The following is a 16,290-nucleotide window of genomic DNA, read 5'->3' on the forward strand; positions in this document are numbered from 1 at the left end:
ATCAGTGCTTCCGCGGGGCCAGGTAGCTCAGCCAGCGACGCTCGGCCAGCTTGAACAGCTTCACCAGAATGAAGGTCAGGCACAGGTAGAACAGGCCAGCGGTGATGTACGCCTCGAACGGCAGGTAGTACTGCGCGTTGACGGTACGGGCCGCGCCGGTGATGTCGATCAGGGTCACTATGGACGCCAGACTGGTGGTCTGCAGCATCATGATCACTTCGTTGCTGTATTGCGGCAGCGCCCGACGCAAGGCAGATGGCAACAGGATGCGCTTGTACATCTTGAAGCGCGACATGCCCATCGCCTTGGCGGCTTCGATCTCGCCGTTCGGCGTGGCCTTGAGGCTGCCGGCGATGATTTCGGCGGTGTAGGCGCTGGTGTTGATCGCGAAGGCCAGGCACGCACAGAACGTCGCGCTGGACAGCCATGGCCACATGAAGCTTTCACGCACGGCTTCGAATTGCGCCAGACCGTAGTAGATCAAGAACAGCTGCACCAGCATCGGCGTACCGCGAATCACGTAGGTATAAAGCCAGGCAATGCCGTTGACCGCGGCGTTCTTGGAAACGCGCATCAGGCCCAGCGGCAGCGCCGCCAGCAGACCGAACAACAGCGACAGCGCGAGCAGTTTGAGGGTGGTCAGCAGGCCGCCGAGGTACAGCGGCATGGCCTCCCAAATGACGTTGTAGTCGAAGATCATAGATCAGCCGCCCTTACGCCTACCGAGTAGCGCTTCTCAAGGTGACGCAGCGCCAGCAACGAGACACTGGTGATCACCAGGTACATCGCCGCCACTGCGAGGAAGAAGGTGAAAGGCTCGCGGGTGGCATCTGCCGCCTGCTTGGCCTTGAACATCATGTCTTGCAGGCCGACCACCGAAATCAGCGCGGTGGCCTTGGTCAGCACCAGCCAGTTGTTGGTGAAGCCGGGAATCGCCAGGCGAATCATCTGCGGCACCATCACCCGGAAGAACACCTGAAAACTGCTCATGCCGTACGCCATGCCCGCTTCGGCCTGGCCCTTGGGGATCGCCATGAACGCACCACGGAAGGTTTCCGACAGGTAGGCACCGAAGATGAAACCGAGGGTGCCGATACCGGCGGCCAGCGGGTTCAGGTCGATGTAGTCGTCATAGCCAAGCATCGGCGCGACGCGGTTGAGCAAGTCCTGACCGCCGTAGAAGATCAGCAGGATCAGCACCAGGTCGGGAATCCCGCGAATCACCGTGGAATACAGATCGCCCAGCCACGCCAGCCAGCGAATCGGCGACAGGCGCAACGCGACCCCGATCAGCCCGAGAACGATGGCCAGGGCCATGGACGACAAGGCGAGCTGAAGCGTCAGCCATGCGCCATCGAGGATGACAGCCCCGTAGCCTTTCAACATGATTCAGGTCCTCGAAAGTTGGGATGAAAAAATGGCGCAAACCGCAGAGATCCTGTTGCTTGCGCCATTTCTGACTTGTCGCAGAGACGTGTTACTTGCCGTAGATATCGAAGGCGAAGTACTTGTCCTGGATAGCTTTGTATTTACCGTTTTCACGGATAGCCGCGATCGCAGCGTTGATCTTGTCTTTCAGCGCGTCGCCCTTGCGCACCGCGATGCCTACGCCGTCGCCGAAGTATTTGACGTCGGTGAATTGCGGACCGACGAAGGCGAAGCCTTTGCCGGAGTCAGTGTTCAGGAAGCCGTCCTGCAGCAGGGTGGCGTCCGCCACGGTACCGTCGAGGCGACCGGCGGCCACGTCGAGGTAGATTTCGTTCTGCGAACCGTATGGCTTGATCTCGGCACCCAGCGGGGCCAGGACTTCGCGGGCGAAACGCTCGTGGATCGAACCACGTTGCACGCCGATGTTCTTGCCCTTGAGCTCAGACAGGTTGTCGCTGACAACGGTGCCCTGCTTCATGACCAGACGGGCCGGGGTGTTGTAGTACTTGTTGGTGAAGTCCACGGATTTCTTGCGGTCTTCGGTGATCGACATGGACGACAGGATCGCGTCGATCTTGCGCACTTTGAGTGCCGGGATCAGACCGTCGAACTCTTGCTCGACCCACTGGCACTTGACCTTCATTTCTTCACACAGGGCATTGCCGATGTCGTAGTCGAAACCAACGATGCTGCCATCCGGCGCTTTGGAAGCGAACGGAGGGTAAGCCGCTTCGATACCGATCTTCAGAGGTTTTTCATCAGCGAAGGAATTCAGCGACAGCACGGACAGTGCCAGGGCGCCAAGCAGCACAAGTTTCTTCATCTTGGGACTCCATCGGTAAAGGGCAAAAACGGCAGAGTGAGCGACAGCCCAATATGCGAATGGGTGAATCGGGAAAGCGGCGCAGCATCGGTGGGAAATTTCCCATTGAAACCTTCAGGGGTTTCAACGTCAGCCACGATGAGCGAGTGATCGGCATTCTAACGACAGGCCCGAAGCCGATATTTCTTCAATGCGACAACTAATTACAGATGCACAGAGAAACCCGCTTGAGCGCATTGACAGCCTTGCAAATTCATGCAAGAGCGAAAGACAGTGAACCGATCTATGCTGCAAATTGCGGGCCTATTATTCGCAAACCCTTCTAATCCGGCAAGCGCAGCGTTGGGTCTTATTTTTCAGCGGGGATTTTGAGGCTCTAAAACGGGGCGATGCGTTTCCCTTCGCCCCGGTTTGACGCGGGCGGTTACACATTCGGTTACGTGGAAGGCAGGCGGTAACAGCGGGAAATGGCTTGCGCGGGAGATCGATAATTATTGGTTGGGTGGTTTGGGTTTCTGACAGGGGAATACTGCGGCGTCTGACAGATGGCTATCGCTGGCAAGCCAGCTCCCACAGGGATTTCGATTGAGATTGAAATCCCGTTCACACCTCGGAAACCTGTGGGAGCTGGCTTGCCAGCGATGAGGCCAGCAAAACCACCACAAATCTCCAGACACAAAAAAGCCCCGCCCGGCGATCACCGGACAGGGCTTTTCAATGCATCAGACAGGCTTAAGCCACATTCATCGTCTTGTGCGTATCAATCAAATGCTGCACCACACTCGGATCCGCCAGGGTCGAGATATCGCCCAGCCCTTCGTACTCCGCCGTGGCGATCTTGCGCAGAATCCGCCGCATGATCTTGCCCGAACGGGTCTTCGGCAGCCCCGGCGCCCACTGGATCACATCCGGCGAAGCAATCGGGCCGATCTCTTTGCGCACCCAGTTCTTCAGCTCCAGGCGCAGTTGCTCGCTCGGCTCTTCGCCATTTTTCAGGGTGACGTAGACATAAATGCCCTGCCCCTTGATGTCGTGCGGCACACCGACCACCGCCGCTTCGGCGACTTTCGGGTGGGCGACCATCGCGCTTTCGATCTCGGCGGTACCCATGCGGTGGCCGGAGACGTTGAGCACGTCGTCCACGCGCCCGGTGATCCAGTAGTAACCATCGGCGTCACGCCGCGCGCCGTCACCGGTGAAGTACATGCCGCGGAACGTCTTGAAGTAGGTGTCGACGAAGCGGTCATGGTCGCCATACAAGGTGCGCGCCTGACCCGGCCACGAATCGAGAATCACCAGATTGCCCTCGGCCTCGCCCTCGATGATGTTGCCGAGGTTGTCGACCAGCGCCGGTACCACGCCGAAGAACGGACGTGCCGCCGAACCCGGCTTCAGTGCATGCGCACCGGGCAGCGGGCTCATCATGTTGCCGCCGGTTTCGGTCTGCCACCAGGTATCGACGATCGGGCAGCGCGACTTGCCGACATTCTTGTAGTACCAGTCCCAGGCTTCCGGGTTGATCGGCTCGCCCACCGAACCGAGCAGACGCAGGCTGCTGCCATCCGCGCCCTCAACAGCAGCGGTACCCGAAGCCATCATTGCGCGGATCGCGGTCGGTGCGGTGTAGAGGATGTTGACCTTGTGCTTGTCGACGATCTTCGCCACCCGGGTGATGTCCGGGTAGTTTGGCACGCCTTCGAAGAGCACGGTGGTCGCGCCATTGGCCAGCGGGCCGTAGACGATGTAACTGTGACCGGTGACCCAGCCGACGTCGGCGGTGCACCAGTAGATTTCGCCCGGACGGTAGTCGAACACGCGCTCGTGGGTCATTGCCGCGTACAACAGATAACCGCCGGTGGTGTGCTGCACGCCCTTCGGCTTGCCGGTCGAACCCGAGGTGTAAAGGATGAACAGCGCCTCTTCAGCGCCCATCTCTTTCGGCGCGCAGACGGTGCCCGCCACTTTCATCAGGTCTTCGTACCAGATGTCGCGATGCTGGTTCCATTTGATGTCGCCACCGGTGCGCTTGCACACGATGACTTTCTGGATGCTGCTGGTTTCCGGGTTGGTCAGCGCGTCGTCGACGTTGGCCTTCAGCGAGATCTTCTTGCCGGCACGAATGCCTTCGTCAGCGGTGATCACCACTTTCGATTTGCAGTCGATGATCCGCCCCGCCAACGCTTCCGGCGAGAAGCCACCGAACACCACCGAGTGAATCGCACCGATCCGGGTACAGGCCAGCATGGCGACCACGGCTTCGGGGATCATCGGCATATAGATAGTCACCACGTCGCCACGGTGCACGTCCTGACCACGCAGGGCGTTGGCCAGTTTGCAGACTTGTTCGTGCAGTTCGCGGTAAGTGATGTTGCGGCTCTCGGAAGGATCGTCGCCTTCCCAGATGATTGCGACTTGATCGCCGCGCTCGGCCAGATGACGGTCGAGGCAGTTGTAGGAAACGTTCAGGGTGCCGTCGGCGAACCATTTGATGTCGACATGGTGATCGTCGAAGGAAGTCTGCTTCACCGTGGTGAAAGGCTTGATCCAGTCGAGGCGCTTGGCTTGCTCGCGCCAGAAACCGTCAGGGTTGACGACCGACTGCTGGTACATGGCTTTGTAGGTCGCCTCGTCAGTCAGCGTATTGGCCAGAACCTCGGGACGAACGGGATACAGAGAAGCCGCACTCATCTTTCTTACCTCGGTGGAATAGTTGTTTTTGTATGACCCCGTTGTAGCCGGGCCGGCCCCATAGAACCATTCGACGATGGTTGTAGGAGCTGCCGCAGGCTGCGATCTTTTGATCTTGCTTTGCAAAAATCAAAGACGAAAGATCGCAGCCTTCGGCAGCGCCTACAAGGGTTGGGCGGTGTTTTGTGGGGATTGTTACCAAAACCGCCAAAAGTGTTTATCAAAACCCCATCTGTTTACCCCCACCCCACCTGCCTAAAATCCACCTCGCCGACAAGGCAAACGCGATTAACAACGTTACAGCCCCCACGAAGGCCGTTAATCCAGCTCTCAAGTAATAACTGCAAATGATGAAGTTCCACACGCAACCCTAAAAAGGTTGCGTGACCCCACTCGACCTCAAAAAGGTAAATCTGAAATGAAAGCTTTATTGGTTCTGGCCCTCAGCAGTCTGTGCGCAACCGCCATGGCAGACGAGGTCCCGACTGATGTCGCACAGCAACAACCGGTGATCGAGGAATACACTTACTCCACTCACCTGGATATCGCCAAAGTTGTATCGATGAGCGAAGTGCCGAATGTCTGCGAAGTGGTACCGGCCAAAATGGAGTACGACGACTCCAAGGGTCAGCGCCACATCCTGCGTTACAGCGTCATGGGTAACGGCTGCACCAATTGATGATCGAGACTGCACCGAATCGGTCCGCTCAGCGCCTCATTTGAGGGACGATTCCAGCCCGGCTTCGGTCGGGCTCAGTTGTGTCTGGAGTCGCTCAAAAGGCTTGCAAAACACAAGATATAGTGAAAAACCCGGTTTTCTGGTTATTTGTTAACCAAGTAGCTGCCACGAGCAACACCACGCAAAAAAAATTTGCCTTCGGCAATTCCTTTCTGAGCCCCGTAAACCCTCGCTCCGACCAAAATCCCCCTCCCGCTCCACCCATTTCTACGCAGAATGGTGCCACCTAAACTGCTTTTTTTCCCTATAATGCCGACCTAATCGGGTCAGCAATATTCCCTTACAGGGATGATTAGCCAGTCTGAAGCCCCGCAGCAGCGTTCAACGCAAGCCGCGCCCATCAGAGGCTTTCAGAAACCCGTACAAGACAATGTTTTATGCGTGCGTTTAGCGACTGCAAAAAACGATTCCTTAAGATCCAACGCGGTCTGTACGACCGTGTGAACAACCCACCAATCAGGTTTCACACGGGGCGACAGGCCCTCACGCAGGAGACGACACGTCATGCTGAGCTGGGACGAATTCGACAAAGAAGACAGTGAAGTAGCAACCGTGAAAGGCGCCAACGCCGGCCACGCTACTGAAGCCAACATGGACCGCCTCGACAGCGCCGGCGGTGCCGCAGCGCTGGAAGCCCGCGCCGTGACCGCCGACGACTCGGCCGCTGTGGCCCGCGCCAAGGCTGCACTGGATTCCCTCGACGTCGCCGAAGGCCTCGCCGAACTCGAAGGCGCCTCCGCCCGCGTCGCCGTTGACGAAAAGCGCATGATCAACTGCCGCGCCGACCTCAACCAACTCGTACCCTTCAAGTACGACTGGGCCTGGCAGAAGTACCTGGACGGCTGCGCAAACCACTGGATGCCGCAAGAAGTCAACATGACCGCCGACATCGCCCTCTGGAAAAACCCGGAAGGCCTGACCGACGACGAGCGCCGCATCGTGATGCGCAACCTCGGCTTCTTCTCCACCGCCGACTCCCTGGTTGCCAACAACCTGGTGCTGGCCGTGTACCGCCTGATCACCAACCCGGAATGCCGCCAGTACATCCTGCGCCAGGCCTTCGAAGAGGCGATCCACACCCACGCCTACCAGTACTGCATCGAATCGCTGGCCATGGATGAAGGCGAGATCTTCAACATGTACCACGAGATCCCGTCGGTCGCGAAAAAGGCCGCCTGGGGCCTGAAATACACCCGTTCGATCTCCGATCCGAAGTTCGAAACCGGCACCCCGGACACCGATAAAGAACTGCTGCGCAACCTGATCGCCTACTACTGCGTGCTGGAAGGCATCTTCTTCTACTGCGGCTTCACCCAGATCCTCTCCATGGGCCGCCGCAACAAAATGACCGGCGTCGCCGAGCAGTTCCAGTACATCCTGCGCGACGAATCCATGCACCTGAACTTCGGCATCGACGTGATCAACCAGATCAAAATCGAAAACCCACACCTGTGGGATGCCGAAATGAAGGAAGAAGCGACCCAGATGATCCTGCAGGGTACGCAACTGGAAATCGAATACGCCCGTGACACCATGCCTCGCGGCGTACTGGGCATGAACGCGGCGATGATGGAGGACTACCTGAAGTTCATCGCTAACCGTCGTTTGTCGCAGATTGGTTTGAAAGAGGAATATCCAGGGACGACTAACCCGTTCCCTTGGATGAGCGAGATTATGGACTTGAAGAAAGAGAAGAATTTCTTTGAGACTCGTGTGATCGAATACCAAACTGGTGGTGCGTTGAGCTGGGACTAATGGTCTCGCTCGGAACGATTTGACGATTGCTGCTTGAGTCGCCAAGTCGAGAAAGCAAAAAGCCCCGATCTGATCGGGGCTTTTTTATGGACGATTGGTAATCGTTTTTTACGCCTACGTCACAGCGCTCAATCTCCTACAGCACTTACAGCTGCGTCCCATTGAAGCCCGCTACAAGCACTACTAAGCTCTATCGCAGGTGCCTAAGAAACGCCCAACGTAGAAAGCTCGGTCAGTGACACAGACGTGTAATTCGTCGGTGACAACTGCTCTGCTCGTTGGGATTTCTTAAGTCCGCTCTACGTTGGGGTCAGGCCCTCCCAAAAACTAACGTAGAGGTCATAGATATGTCTGATCCGCTCCCGGTAATAGTGTTCTCTCGCCACAACCTTTCTCTCCATGCCCTTCTATTAGAAAACCAGCCTTGGTTCTCCGCTCGCGATGTCGGCCGCTTGATGGGTTTCCATCTAAATGATCGGGTGGTCAACAAACTAGATAGCGATCAGCGCCGCGTCATGTGGATTGAGTACTTTCGAGAACCAGAACAGCATCTGATGCTTAGTGAATCCGGGGTGTACGCGCTGTTGGTCTATCACTACGTTCCGGGTAATCGGTTGTTGCGGGAATGGCTGACCAATGAGGTGGTGCCGACATTGCGCGATGCTGCGGATTCAGGAGATTCGAATCGGCCAATGTTGAGCTTGTTGGATTGGCCGGAGATGTCTTTGAGTTTGCTGCATTGGCAGGATGAGGGCTGGATTCGGCTTCGGGATATGCCTTACCTGTTAAATGATCAAAATCTACGACGAGCTTGTCTAGAGAAACCCTGGTGGCGGAGGGTTACGCAGGTGTTTCAGTCCTCGAAGCACTCGATGGGCTAGGGAGAGGTTTGTAGGATTGCGCGGGATCCGTCGCTATTTTCTGTAGGAATTTTCGTAGACAGCAGTGATAGCCACTCAGTATCGTCCGAGGGTTTTCAACCCTCGGCGACTGTATGGATACTTCGAAAGAAAAGACTGGCTGGAGCGATGAGGAGCTAGAGGCTTCGGTAGACGCTTACCTGAAGATGCTGGCTCTTGAGCAGCAAAAGCAGCCATTCAAAAAGGCAGACGAAAACCGTCTATTGCGTGAAGGCCCGCTAAGCAAACGCAGCGCCTCCTCCGTCGAGTACCGCATGCAGAACATCTCTGCGGTGATGGAGCAATTGGGGCAGCAGCGAATTACTGGCTACGTTTCGGCAAAGAACCTTGGTTCTGGCGTGAGTAAACGGATCAAGGAATTCCTCGCGAAGAAGGGCGTCCACGCATTACGAATAGGCGAACAGCGGGCCATTACATTTACTCCGCTTCAGTTGGTCGAGGTCACTGCACCTCAACAAAATGAAGCGCCAGTGGGCGTTCTTAACCCTAAAGAGACGACCTCCACTGTCGTGAGACTTGCCCGCGCCCAGAGCGTAAAGAAATGGGTACTCAAGCACTCCCAAGGCATTTGTGAAGGTTGCGGGCAAACCGCACCGTTCATTAGCGCAAACGGCCGCCCCTTTCTTGAAGTCCATCATGTTAAGCACCTTTTTGATGGCGGAACCGACCGCATATGCAACACGGTCGCGCTGTGCCCGAACTGCCATCGTCGTTGCCACCATTCAAGCGACAAAAAAGAGTTCACCGCTGAGTTTTATAAGAAAGTCGAGCGGTTGAGGCCTGAATAGAGGATCAAACTTGTGCCGAGGAATCCCACCGTCCTAAAGGCTCTGCACAGACCTCCAAATCAAACAGCGACAATTCCCAACCTGATCCAAGACCCGTCCTACAGTCTCAAAGCATCACCTTCGTTAACGTCGCCCGGCTTCTTTCCGATGCGACCGATAAATGAACGAAAGGATGATCAGTGGCTGGCAAAAAGGATATTCCCCGGGTCAGGAACCCACCTTCAGGGGACGGGCATCACGTCACCTACCGGTTCATGAACGCGACCGAACTGGCCGAGCGCGAAGCCACGCAGAACGCTTACGAGGCCATGCTGGCCCGGCAGGATGCGTTTGAGCGCAGCCGGCAGGTCGCTGTCAAAAAAGACGACGCGGTCCGGGCCGGATGCGTGTTCGCAAAGTCTTGCAAACTGCCGGACGCGATCATTGATTACTCGAATCCCTCCGGGATGGTGCCGACCGACAGCCTGAAGGATTATGGCGAATTCGCACTGCTCGGCGCCCGTGAAGCCGATGACGCTGAGCTGCACAACCTGCAAACCATCAGCGGAAATACCGTCGCACTTGGCCTTGGACGCCTTGCTCTTCGCAGCCCGGCACTCGCTACGCCAACGGCAGGTCTGGGAGCAGCCATCGGCGCCACCAGTGCTGCACTCATGACCAGCATGGTCGCTTTGCTCTGGACACCCAGTCTGGGTGATAGCGCTCTCTACACCGAGGAACAATTGCGCGCCCTCAAGCAGGCCCGCACCCGTGTTCGCCTGCGCATTGAGCAGCAATCCGATGGCGTTCTGAAAGGTTATGCCTTCTACACCGGCAAGAACCGGGATTGGGAAATGGTTGAGGTCGTGCAACTTGAGACCCGCGACACTCAGTACGTCGCCAACCTGGGAGAAGGCGTCGAGCTGATCTGGACACCCGCCGTAGACGGCGCCGAAATCCTCGGCATTCCTGCTCTGGAAGCCGCCCCGCAGGCACCGCATATCTGGGTTTACCCGCCAACGAAAGCGGCGAACGACATCCTTGTGAATCCGGTTTACCCGCCGGAGTACAAGGATTTCATTCTGGTGTTTCCGGAGAGTTCGGGGGTAAGGCCGGTTTATATTGTGGTGAGTGTTTCTGATCACAAATATCATCCGGCACCCAAAGGATTAAGTGCGTTTCCCGACGCAACACCCGCAAAACAGAAGACCAGGGTCAAAGGACGAGGTACTCGTATGCGCTGGAAAACCAAGGATGGGCTAATTCTGGAATGGGATTATCAACATGGAGCGGTAGAGATGTACGACAAACGCGGTCGGCATCTGGGCGAATTCGATGCTCATACTGGAGAGCAGAACAAACCGGCCGATTCAAAAAGAAGGATAGAACCATGACTCACGTAATTTATGCATTTGATCGATCCACCGAAGCTCTGATTTTCGAAGTGCCTATCTCGACAGAGGCTATCGAGCAGCTGCGAGTCATCATGAAATGGAATGACGCAGAAGACGAACTCTACGGTTACGATCTTGACTCTCAGCAGTTAGCACAACTGGAAACGTTAACTGGAAGATCCTTCTACGATCCTCAATACGATTACCAACTGGCTAGCTACGGTAACTAACGGTCCAAGGCAACCCAGCGACGATACGAAGACAGCAGTTCCATGATTTTTCTAATCGAAGCATTTGATAAAGAAAGCGGTTTCCTGGCATTTGAAGAGGAACTCCCAAGTGGATCTGATCAGGCTATAAAAGCCATCATGGGATGGACCGTGGAACAGGAAGGATGGGAGGGATACGATCTCTCGCACGAACAGCTTGGTGCCTTGGAAAAACTCCTGGGTAAGAAAACTTATAACTCTGCTTATAAATTCCAGCTCAGCTGCAATGTTTAACCGATGGTTCTGGCACCGGTGAGCAGAACAAACCGGCCGCGTGGTCGCCGGATTTGGGGCTGCTTCGCAGCCCAGCGGGAGCAAGCTCCCTCGCCACAGGGGTGATGTGCTGCCTGCAGTGGCGGGGTGAGGATTGAAATCTGGTTGATGCCTGGAATCGCCAGCAGGCTGCCCCCACAGATTCCGCATCATCCTGAAAACAATCAGTGCAACCCGCCGCGCCTCCCGCTATTAATACCCCTCCCCCACTCAAGGATCCGAGCCCCGCCATGAAATTCGATCTCGCCTACTGCCTCAGTCTCGACGACAAGTTGTCGATCTATGACGTTCGCGATCTCAATTTCGATGAGACGGTGGCGTTCGATTCGGCCAAGGAGCATTTCCAGTGCCCCAACGATGCCTGTCGTTTGGCGTTTGATGCCTCAAACGAGTTGGGCACCTTCAATGCCAAGAATGTGAATTACGTGCGCACGCCGCACTTCAAGAATCTGCCCACGACGCAGCATGTGCCGGGTTGTCCATATGTGAGTTTGAAGGCGTCGGCGTCGGGAGTTGAGACGGCGGATGGCGAAACGGATGACGGGCGGGAGGAGCATTTTCCGTCGGAGTTGTTGCTGACGCGGCGGGAGTATGTGCGCAAGCCGGCTGCGCCTGCGGGGGCGGCGGATGTGTTGCGGGATGATCCGGTGCGGGTGGCGCAGGTGAGTTCCGGGGAGTCGCCGGGGCGTGAGACGGCGCCGGACAAGACCAGTGTATTTGCGCATCCGGTGGAGTGTTTTGTGTCGAACTTCGCCGACAAGGAGTTGCTCAAGCGCATGCCGTTGAAGATCGGCGAGCACACGGCGCCTTATGGCTCGTTCTTCAAGAAGATCGAGTATCTGACGGACAACAAGGGGCTGATTTACTGGGGCAAGATCAAGGAGATCAAGGATTACACCCAGAGTTTTCGTATCGATTTCGAGCAGAAGGTCTGGTTCAAGCAGGCGGATGAGGCGAAGAAGAAGCCGTATTCGGTGAACGTTTACTTGAGCAAGAAGTTGATCGACAACTACCGCAAGCGCAAGGCGTTTCTGGAGGAGATCAAGCACGCGATCGACAGCGACAAGGCGTTGTTCTGTTTCTTCTATGGCGTGACGCCAGAGTTGAAGCAGGTGCCGAGCAAGAAGAACCCCGAACAGACGTTCGGGGTGTTCAGTGCCAATATCGAGAACCTGGATCACTTTATTGTGCGGGAGGCGCCGGGGTTGGTGTGATGGATCAACTCACACACATGCTGATCATCACCATCATGAGCAAACCGATGTACACCCAAGCATGCACCCGATCCGGAATCCGCCCAATCCACGGCGTAGCCAACCGAATCCCGACCAACGACCCCAGGGTCAGCACCGCAAACGCCAGCAAATCCACATACCCGACAAACCACACGCCCAGATCTGTTTCGCTGAAACCGGCCAGCGCCATGTACGTCAGCGTCCCGGCCACTGCCACCGGCACGCTCAGCGGATTGGCCATGGACGTGGCCTGGGACATGCTCAACCCGCAGCGACGCAACAGCGGCACGGTCATGACGCTTCCTCCTACGCCGAGGAAGGTGGCGATGGCGCCGATGCCTACACCGCCGGCGGATATTTCCTTGCGATCTAATCGGCGTGGGATGACGCCTTCGTCACGGATGAGGAAGCCGCGTCTGAGCAGGCAGTCGATGATGGTCACGCCGAGGTAGGCGATGAACGCGTAGCGGATGACCTCGCCGCTGACCCACACCGCGGCGATCGCGCCGATGATCGCGCCCAGGGCGATGAAGCCGCCGAGGGGCCACAGGTAATGGCGGATCAGGTTGCCGGCGCGGCGGTGTTTGTCGGTGGCGATCAGGGCGTTGACGATCATCACGCAGGTCGAGGTGGCGACGGCGATGTGCATCGCCGATTGGCCGATGGGGTCGTCGGCGCCGTGACTGGCGCTGAGCATGCGATAGAGCAGCGGCACGACGACGAAGCCGCCGCCGAAGCCGAAGAGCACGGCGGTGATGCCGGTCATACAGCCGAAGAGGGTCAGCAGAAGGTAGAACATGGCGCGTCTTCCGGTGATGGGGAGCGGTCGACGATAGAGCGACGTGGCTTGGCCTGCTTCAGCAACTCAGCCAATAATGTTTGCGTTTACGCCAACGACCGGGAAACGCTCGATGCGCAATGTTTCGATCAATCTGCTGGATGACACACCGCGCCCGGTGGTGGCGATCGGTACGGATTATTCCCACGGCCATCTGTTGCCATTTCATACGCATCGGCGGGCGCAACTGTTGTACGGCGCAACCGGGGTAATGCAGGTTCGTACCCATGACGGCAACTGGGTGGTGCCGCCGCAACGGGCAGTGTGGATTCCGCCGGGAGTGGCACATGAGGTGCTGATGCTGGGCGTGAGCACGCGCAGCCTGTACATCGAGCCGGGGTCGGTGGATTTGGGGCAGCGCTGCCAGGTGATCAGCGTTTCGCCGTTGATGCGGCACTTGTTGATGGAGGCGGTGGAAGTGCCGCTGGCCTATGACCTCGAAGGACGCGATGGCGTACTGATCGACTTGCTGCTGCATGAACTGGCGCGCAGTGCGCCCCTGCCCTTGCACATTCCGCTGCCGACTGACGGAAAGCTCCTGGCTTTGTGTCAGAACTTTCTGCATCAGCCGAACGCCCATCAGTCACCGCAACACTGGGCCGAGCAGTTGCACATAAGCTTGCGCACCTTCAACAGACTGTTTCGGCAGCAGACCGGGTTGAGCTTCAGCCAATGGCGGCAACAGGCTTGCGTAGTGCTGGCACTGGCGCGGCTGGCGGCCGGTGATGCGGTGACGCGGATTGCTCTGGATTTCGGTTATGAAAGCCCGGCGGCGTTCTCGACAATGTTCCGGCGCGTCCTCGGCCAGGCACCGTCCGTCTGGTTGGAGGCGGCGAACTAGGGCAAATCAAAAAATGCGTTTGATCCTGGCCGAAAACAACTGTACAAAAACCCAGTACATTTTCAATCAGAACTCTTGAGCCCGGAGCACACCATGGCCTCTCTTGCGATGAACCACATCCTCGAACGCATTGCCCTTTTCCAGTTCACCCCGACGCACTGCGTCCAGGCCCGAGCGATGCTGGGCTGGAGCGTGGAACAACTGTCGCGTGAGGCGGAGGTTGCGGTGGACGACATTCAGCGGTTTGAAGCGCAGCAGGACGTGCCGGATGCGGCGCGGCTGGCGTTGGCTTATCGATTTGAGGCGCAGGGGTTGGTGTTCTTTCCGGGGTTTGCGCCGGGTCGCAGTGCGAGTATGGGTGCGCCATCGGATGCAGTGGGGCGTGGGGATTATGCGATGGCTGAATGAAAAGGCAAGTTGATATTTATCCCTAAATAGGTATATTTTCGCATGAGTGCAAGGAAGCCGCTCTTGTGGGTCTGCAGTAGTAAGAAAGATCTCAAGCAGATGCCCACAGACGTACAGGATGTTTTTGGTTACGCATTGGATTTGGCCCAGAGTGGCTTGAAGCATCCGGATGCAAAACCCCTGAAAGGGTTCGGAGGCGCGGGTGTGTTGGAGTTGATCGAAGACTTCGACACCAACACCTACCGGGCCATTTATACGGTTCGTTTCGGCAGTGCCATTTATGTATTGCACTGCTTTCAGAAGAAGTCGAAGACCGGAATCAAAACCGCCCAGTCCGACATTGATCTGATCCGAAACCGACTTCGAGCCGCTCAGGATCACGCGAAAGGATCAGAAAATGATAGAAATTGAAGAAGGTAGCGGGAACGTCTACCAAGACCTCGAATTACCCAATGCCAGTGAAATGCAGGTTAAGTCGCAGCTCGCGGCGAAGATCGGCGAGATCATCAAGGCACGCCATCTCACTCAAATTCAGGCATCTGAAATTCTTGGATTATCTCAGCCCAAGCTATCCGAAATGCTGCGGGGGAAATTTCGCGGCATCAGTGAAGCCAAGATGATGGAGTGCCTCTCGCATCTTGGGCGAGACGTTCAGATCGTAGTGAAATCGGCCCCCCGGTCACGGAAAGAGGGCCGAATTGAAGTGGTATTTGCTTAACCTGAAACTCATCAGGCGTTCTGCACCACCCCTTCACCCTCCCCTTCAACCGCCAACCACCACGCACTCCCGCGCTGCGGCTGCATCAGGTTGAACGCCTCGCCCATTTGCGGCGTGGTGATCGCCACACTGCGCTCCCAGGCCAGTGACAGGATGCGATCAAAGGGTTCGTGCCAGGCGTGCATGGCCAGGTCGAAGGTGCCGTTGTGGATCGGAAACAGCCAGCGGCCCTTGAGGTCGATGTGCGCTTGCAGGGTTTCTTCGGGTTGCATGTGCACGTGCGGCCATTCGACGTTGTAGGCGCCGGTTTCCATCAGGGTCAGGTCGAACGGGCCGTATTGTTCACCGATGCGTTTGAAGCCGTCGAAGTAGCCGCTGTCTCCGCTGAAGAAGATGCGGGTGTCGCCATTGATCATCACCCACGAGGCCCACAGCGTGCTGTTACTGTCGAACAGGCCGCGGCCGGAGAAGTGCTGCGACGGCGTGGCGACGAAGCGGATGCCGGCGATTTCGGTGCCCTGCCACCAGTCGTACTGGCGGACTTTGCTGGCATCGATGCCCCATTTGACCAAGGTATCGCCGACGCCCAGCGGGGTCAGGAAGTAGTTGGTCTTGGCCGCCAGTTTCAGCACTGCCTGGTAATCGAGGTGGTCGTAGTGGTTGTGCGAGAGGATCACCGCTTCGATCGGCGGCAACTGGTCGATACTGATCGGCGGCTGGTGAAAGCGTTTCGGGCCGGCCCACTGCACGGGCGAAGCGCGCTCGGCGAAGACCGGGTCGGTGATCCAGAATTTGCCGCGCATTTTCAGCAACAGGGTCGAGTGGCCGAGGCGATAGACGCTGTGGTCAGGCGCGGCCAGCAGGTCTTCAGTTGTCAGCGACTGCACCGGGATCGCAGCGGCGGGACGGGTATTGCGCGGCTTGTTGAAAATCATGTTCCACATGATCCGCAGCATCTTGCGCCCACCTTCGCGTTGCACCGGCGCATGGTTACGGAATAGCCCTTGATCCTGGCGAGAGGCTTCAGGCGTGGAAATTTGATCCGCAGAAATATCTGAATTGGCCATGACTGAGAGACTCCAGAAAAACCGCGCAATTCACGGTTTTTCACGGTGGGACGATAAATGGCCAAGGCACGCACGCATCAGCCGAACTGTCTGGTTTTTAGGTTGCGCGGATTAACGCAACATTACA

At 57.1% G+C, this 16,290-nt stretch carries 18 protein-coding genes; 12 read left to right on the forward strand and 6 right to left on the reverse strand.

Annotated features, from left to right (window positions below):
* Position 1 precedes the first annotated feature (1 nt).
* The 4 genes from GTQ41_RS20040 to acs all read right to left on the reverse strand — a co-directional run bounded on the left by GTQ41_RS20040 (position 2) and on the right by acs (position 4,939).
* Positions 2-700, reverse strand: coding sequence for an ABC transporter permease (locus GTQ41_RS20040; RefSeq protein WP_047295854.1), 699 nt, complete (start codon positions 698-700; stop codon positions 2-4).
* Positions 697-1,386 carry an ABC transporter permease gene (locus tag GTQ41_RS20045; protein WP_003227287.1) on the reverse strand — a complete coding sequence of 230 codons (690 nt, stop codon included), beginning with the start codon at positions 1,384-1,386 and terminating at the stop codon, positions 697-699. Before GTQ41_RS20045 ends, GTQ41_RS20040 begins: the two co-directional genes overlap by 4 nt.
* Before the next feature lie 91 nt (positions 1,387-1,477).
* Positions 1,478-2,251, reverse strand: coding sequence for an ABC transporter substrate-binding protein (locus GTQ41_RS20050; protein WP_027612633.1), 774 nt, complete (start codon positions 2,249-2,251; stop codon positions 1,478-1,480).
* A 732-nt stretch (positions 2,252-2,983) separates the two neighbouring features.
* Entirely contained in the window at positions 2,984-4,939 is a 1,956-nt protein-coding gene (gene acs, locus GTQ41_RS20055) for an acetate--CoA ligase (RefSeq protein ID WP_047295856.1), read from the reverse strand.
* Positions 4,940-5,357: 418 nt separating this feature from the next.
* Here acs and GTQ41_RS20060 point away from each other — a divergent pair, with 418 nt between their 5' ends.
* The 8 genes from GTQ41_RS20060 (at position 5,358) to GTQ41_RS20095 (ending at position 12,270) form a co-directional block, all read left to right on the forward strand.
* On the forward strand, positions 5,358-5,618 hold the full coding sequence (locus GTQ41_RS20060; protein ID WP_027612631.1) for a DUF2790 domain-containing protein: 261 nt from the start codon (positions 5,358-5,360) through the stop codon (positions 5,616-5,618).
* Positions 5,619-6,182: 564 nt separating this feature from the next.
* Positions 6,183-7,433 carry a ribonucleotide-diphosphate reductase subunit beta gene (locus GTQ41_RS20065; protein WP_003227292.1) on the forward strand — a complete coding sequence of 417 codons (1,251 nt, stop codon included), beginning with the start codon at positions 6,183-6,185 and terminating at the stop codon, positions 7,431-7,433.
* 347 nt (positions 7,434-7,780) lie between these two features.
* Entirely contained in the window at positions 7,781-8,314 is a 534-nt protein-coding gene (locus GTQ41_RS20070) for a Bro-N domain-containing protein (RefSeq protein ID WP_047295858.1), read from the forward strand.
* A gap of 113 nt (positions 8,315-8,427) precedes the next feature.
* A complete protein-coding gene (locus GTQ41_RS20075) occupies positions 8,428-9,141 on the forward strand; it encodes an HNH endonuclease (protein ID WP_047295860.1) in 714 nt (237 codons plus the stop codon).
* A gap of 179 nt (positions 9,142-9,320) precedes the next feature.
* Entirely contained in the window at positions 9,321-10,514 is a 1,194-nt protein-coding gene (locus GTQ41_RS20080) for an S-type pyocin domain-containing protein (protein WP_047295862.1), read from the forward strand.
* A complete protein-coding gene (locus tag GTQ41_RS20085) occupies positions 10,511-10,744 on the forward strand; it encodes a hypothetical protein (protein WP_047295864.1) in 234 nt (77 codons plus the stop codon). The genes GTQ41_RS20080 and GTQ41_RS20085 overlap by 4 nt, the downstream gene beginning before the upstream one ends.
* A 42-nt stretch (positions 10,745-10,786) precedes the next feature.
* A complete protein-coding gene (locus tag GTQ41_RS20090) occupies positions 10,787-11,017 on the forward strand; it encodes a hypothetical protein (protein ID WP_047295866.1) in 231 nt (76 codons plus the stop codon).
* Positions 11,018-11,286: 269 nt separating this feature from the next.
* Positions 11,287-12,270 carry a hypothetical protein gene (locus tag GTQ41_RS20095; RefSeq protein WP_047295868.1) on the forward strand — a complete coding sequence of 328 codons (984 nt, stop codon included), beginning with the start codon at positions 11,287-11,289 and terminating at the stop codon, positions 12,268-12,270.
* Between the two features lie 4 nt (positions 12,271-12,274).
* Here GTQ41_RS20095 and GTQ41_RS20100 read toward each other — a convergent pair whose 3' ends face one another.
* A complete protein-coding gene (locus GTQ41_RS20100; protein WP_047295871.1) occupies positions 12,275-13,090 on the reverse strand; it encodes a sulfite exporter TauE/SafE family protein in 816 nt (271 codons plus the stop codon).
* Between the two features lie 112 nt (positions 13,091-13,202).
* On the opposite strand from GTQ41_RS20100, the gene GTQ41_RS20105 reads away from it, so the two are divergent.
* From GTQ41_RS20105 to GTQ41_RS20120, 4 genes are all read left to right on the forward strand, one after another.
* Positions 13,203-13,970 (forward strand): helix-turn-helix domain-containing protein, encoded by a 768-nt coding sequence (locus tag GTQ41_RS20105; RefSeq protein ID WP_047295872.1) that lies wholly within the window; start codon positions 13,203-13,205, stop codon positions 13,968-13,970.
* A gap of 93 nt (positions 13,971-14,063) precedes the next feature.
* Positions 14,064-14,378 (forward strand): hypothetical protein, encoded by a 315-nt coding sequence (locus GTQ41_RS20110; protein WP_047295874.1) that lies wholly within the window; start codon positions 14,064-14,066, stop codon positions 14,376-14,378.
* 99 nt (positions 14,379-14,477) lie between these two features.
* Positions 14,478-14,789 carry a type II toxin-antitoxin system RelE/ParE family toxin gene (locus GTQ41_RS20115; protein ID WP_179294964.1) on the forward strand — a complete coding sequence of 104 codons (312 nt, stop codon included), beginning with the start codon at positions 14,478-14,480 and terminating at the stop codon, positions 14,787-14,789.
* A complete protein-coding gene (locus GTQ41_RS20120) occupies positions 14,776-15,096 on the forward strand; it encodes a helix-turn-helix domain-containing protein (RefSeq protein WP_047295878.1) in 321 nt (106 codons plus the stop codon). The genes GTQ41_RS20115 and GTQ41_RS20120 overlap by 14 nt, the downstream gene beginning before the upstream one ends.
* Before the next feature lie 11 nt (positions 15,097-15,107).
* Here GTQ41_RS20120 and GTQ41_RS20125 read toward each other — a convergent pair whose 3' ends face one another.
* Positions 15,108-16,163, reverse strand: coding sequence for an MBL fold metallo-hydrolase (locus GTQ41_RS20125; RefSeq protein ID WP_047295881.1), 1,056 nt, complete (start codon positions 16,161-16,163; stop codon positions 15,108-15,110).
* Positions 16,164-16,290 lie beyond the last annotated feature (127 nt).

This window comes from Pseudomonas sp. AN-B15 (genome assembly GCF_019056475.1).
GTDB lineage: Bacteria > Pseudomonadota > Gammaproteobacteria > Pseudomonadales > Pseudomonadaceae > Aquipseudomonas > Aquipseudomonas parakoreensis.

Bases quoted from the DNA above. Each gene is read 5' to 3' on its own strand.
- GTQ41_RS20040 (WP_047295854.1), bottom strand. From the start codon at position 700: ATGATCTTCGACTACAACGTCATTTGGGAGGCCATGCCGCTGTACCTC.
- GTQ41_RS20045 (WP_003227287.1), bottom strand. From the start codon at position 1,386: ATGTTGAAAGGCTACGGGGCTGTCATCCTCGATGGCGCATGGCTGACG.
- GTQ41_RS20050 (WP_027612633.1), bottom strand. From the start codon at position 2,251: ATGAAGAAACTTGTGCTGCTTGGCGCCCTGGCACTGTCCGTGCTGTCG.
- acs (WP_047295856.1), bottom strand. From the start codon at position 4,939: ATGAGTGCGGCTTCTCTGTATCCCGTTCGTCCCGAGGTTCTGGCCAAT.
- GTQ41_RS20060 (WP_027612631.1), top strand. From the start codon at position 5,358: ATGAAAGCTTTATTGGTTCTGGCCCTCAGCAGTCTGTGCGCAACCGCC.
- GTQ41_RS20065 (WP_003227292.1), top strand. From the start codon at position 6,183: ATGCTGAGCTGGGACGAATTCGACAAAGAAGACAGTGAAGTAGCAACC.
- GTQ41_RS20070 (WP_047295858.1), top strand. From the start codon at position 7,781: ATGTCTGATCCGCTCCCGGTAATAGTGTTCTCTCGCCACAACCTTTCT.
- GTQ41_RS20075 (WP_047295860.1), top strand. From the start codon at position 8,428: ATGGATACTTCGAAAGAAAAGACTGGCTGGAGCGATGAGGAGCTAGAG.
- GTQ41_RS20085 (WP_047295864.1), top strand. From the start codon at position 10,511: ATGACTCACGTAATTTATGCATTTGATCGATCCACCGAAGCTCTGATT.
- GTQ41_RS20090 (WP_047295866.1), top strand. From the start codon at position 10,787: ATGATTTTTCTAATCGAAGCATTTGATAAAGAAAGCGGTTTCCTGGCA.
- GTQ41_RS20095 (WP_047295868.1), top strand. From the start codon at position 11,287: ATGAAATTCGATCTCGCCTACTGCCTCAGTCTCGACGACAAGTTGTCG.
- GTQ41_RS20100 (WP_047295871.1), bottom strand. From the start codon at position 13,090: ATGTTCTACCTTCTGCTGACCCTCTTCGGCTGTATGACCGGCATCACC.
- GTQ41_RS20105 (WP_047295872.1), top strand. From the start codon at position 13,203: ATGCGCAATGTTTCGATCAATCTGCTGGATGACACACCGCGCCCGGTG.
- GTQ41_RS20110 (WP_047295874.1), top strand. From the start codon at position 14,064: ATGGCCTCTCTTGCGATGAACCACATCCTCGAACGCATTGCCCTTTTC.
- GTQ41_RS20115 (WP_179294964.1), top strand. From the start codon at position 14,478: ATGCCCACAGACGTACAGGATGTTTTTGGTTACGCATTGGATTTGGCC.
- GTQ41_RS20120 (WP_047295878.1), top strand. From the start codon at position 14,776: ATGATAGAAATTGAAGAAGGTAGCGGGAACGTCTACCAAGACCTCGAA.
- GTQ41_RS20125 (WP_047295881.1), bottom strand. From the start codon at position 16,163: ATGGCCAATTCAGATATTTCTGCGGATCAAATTTCCACGCCTGAAGCC.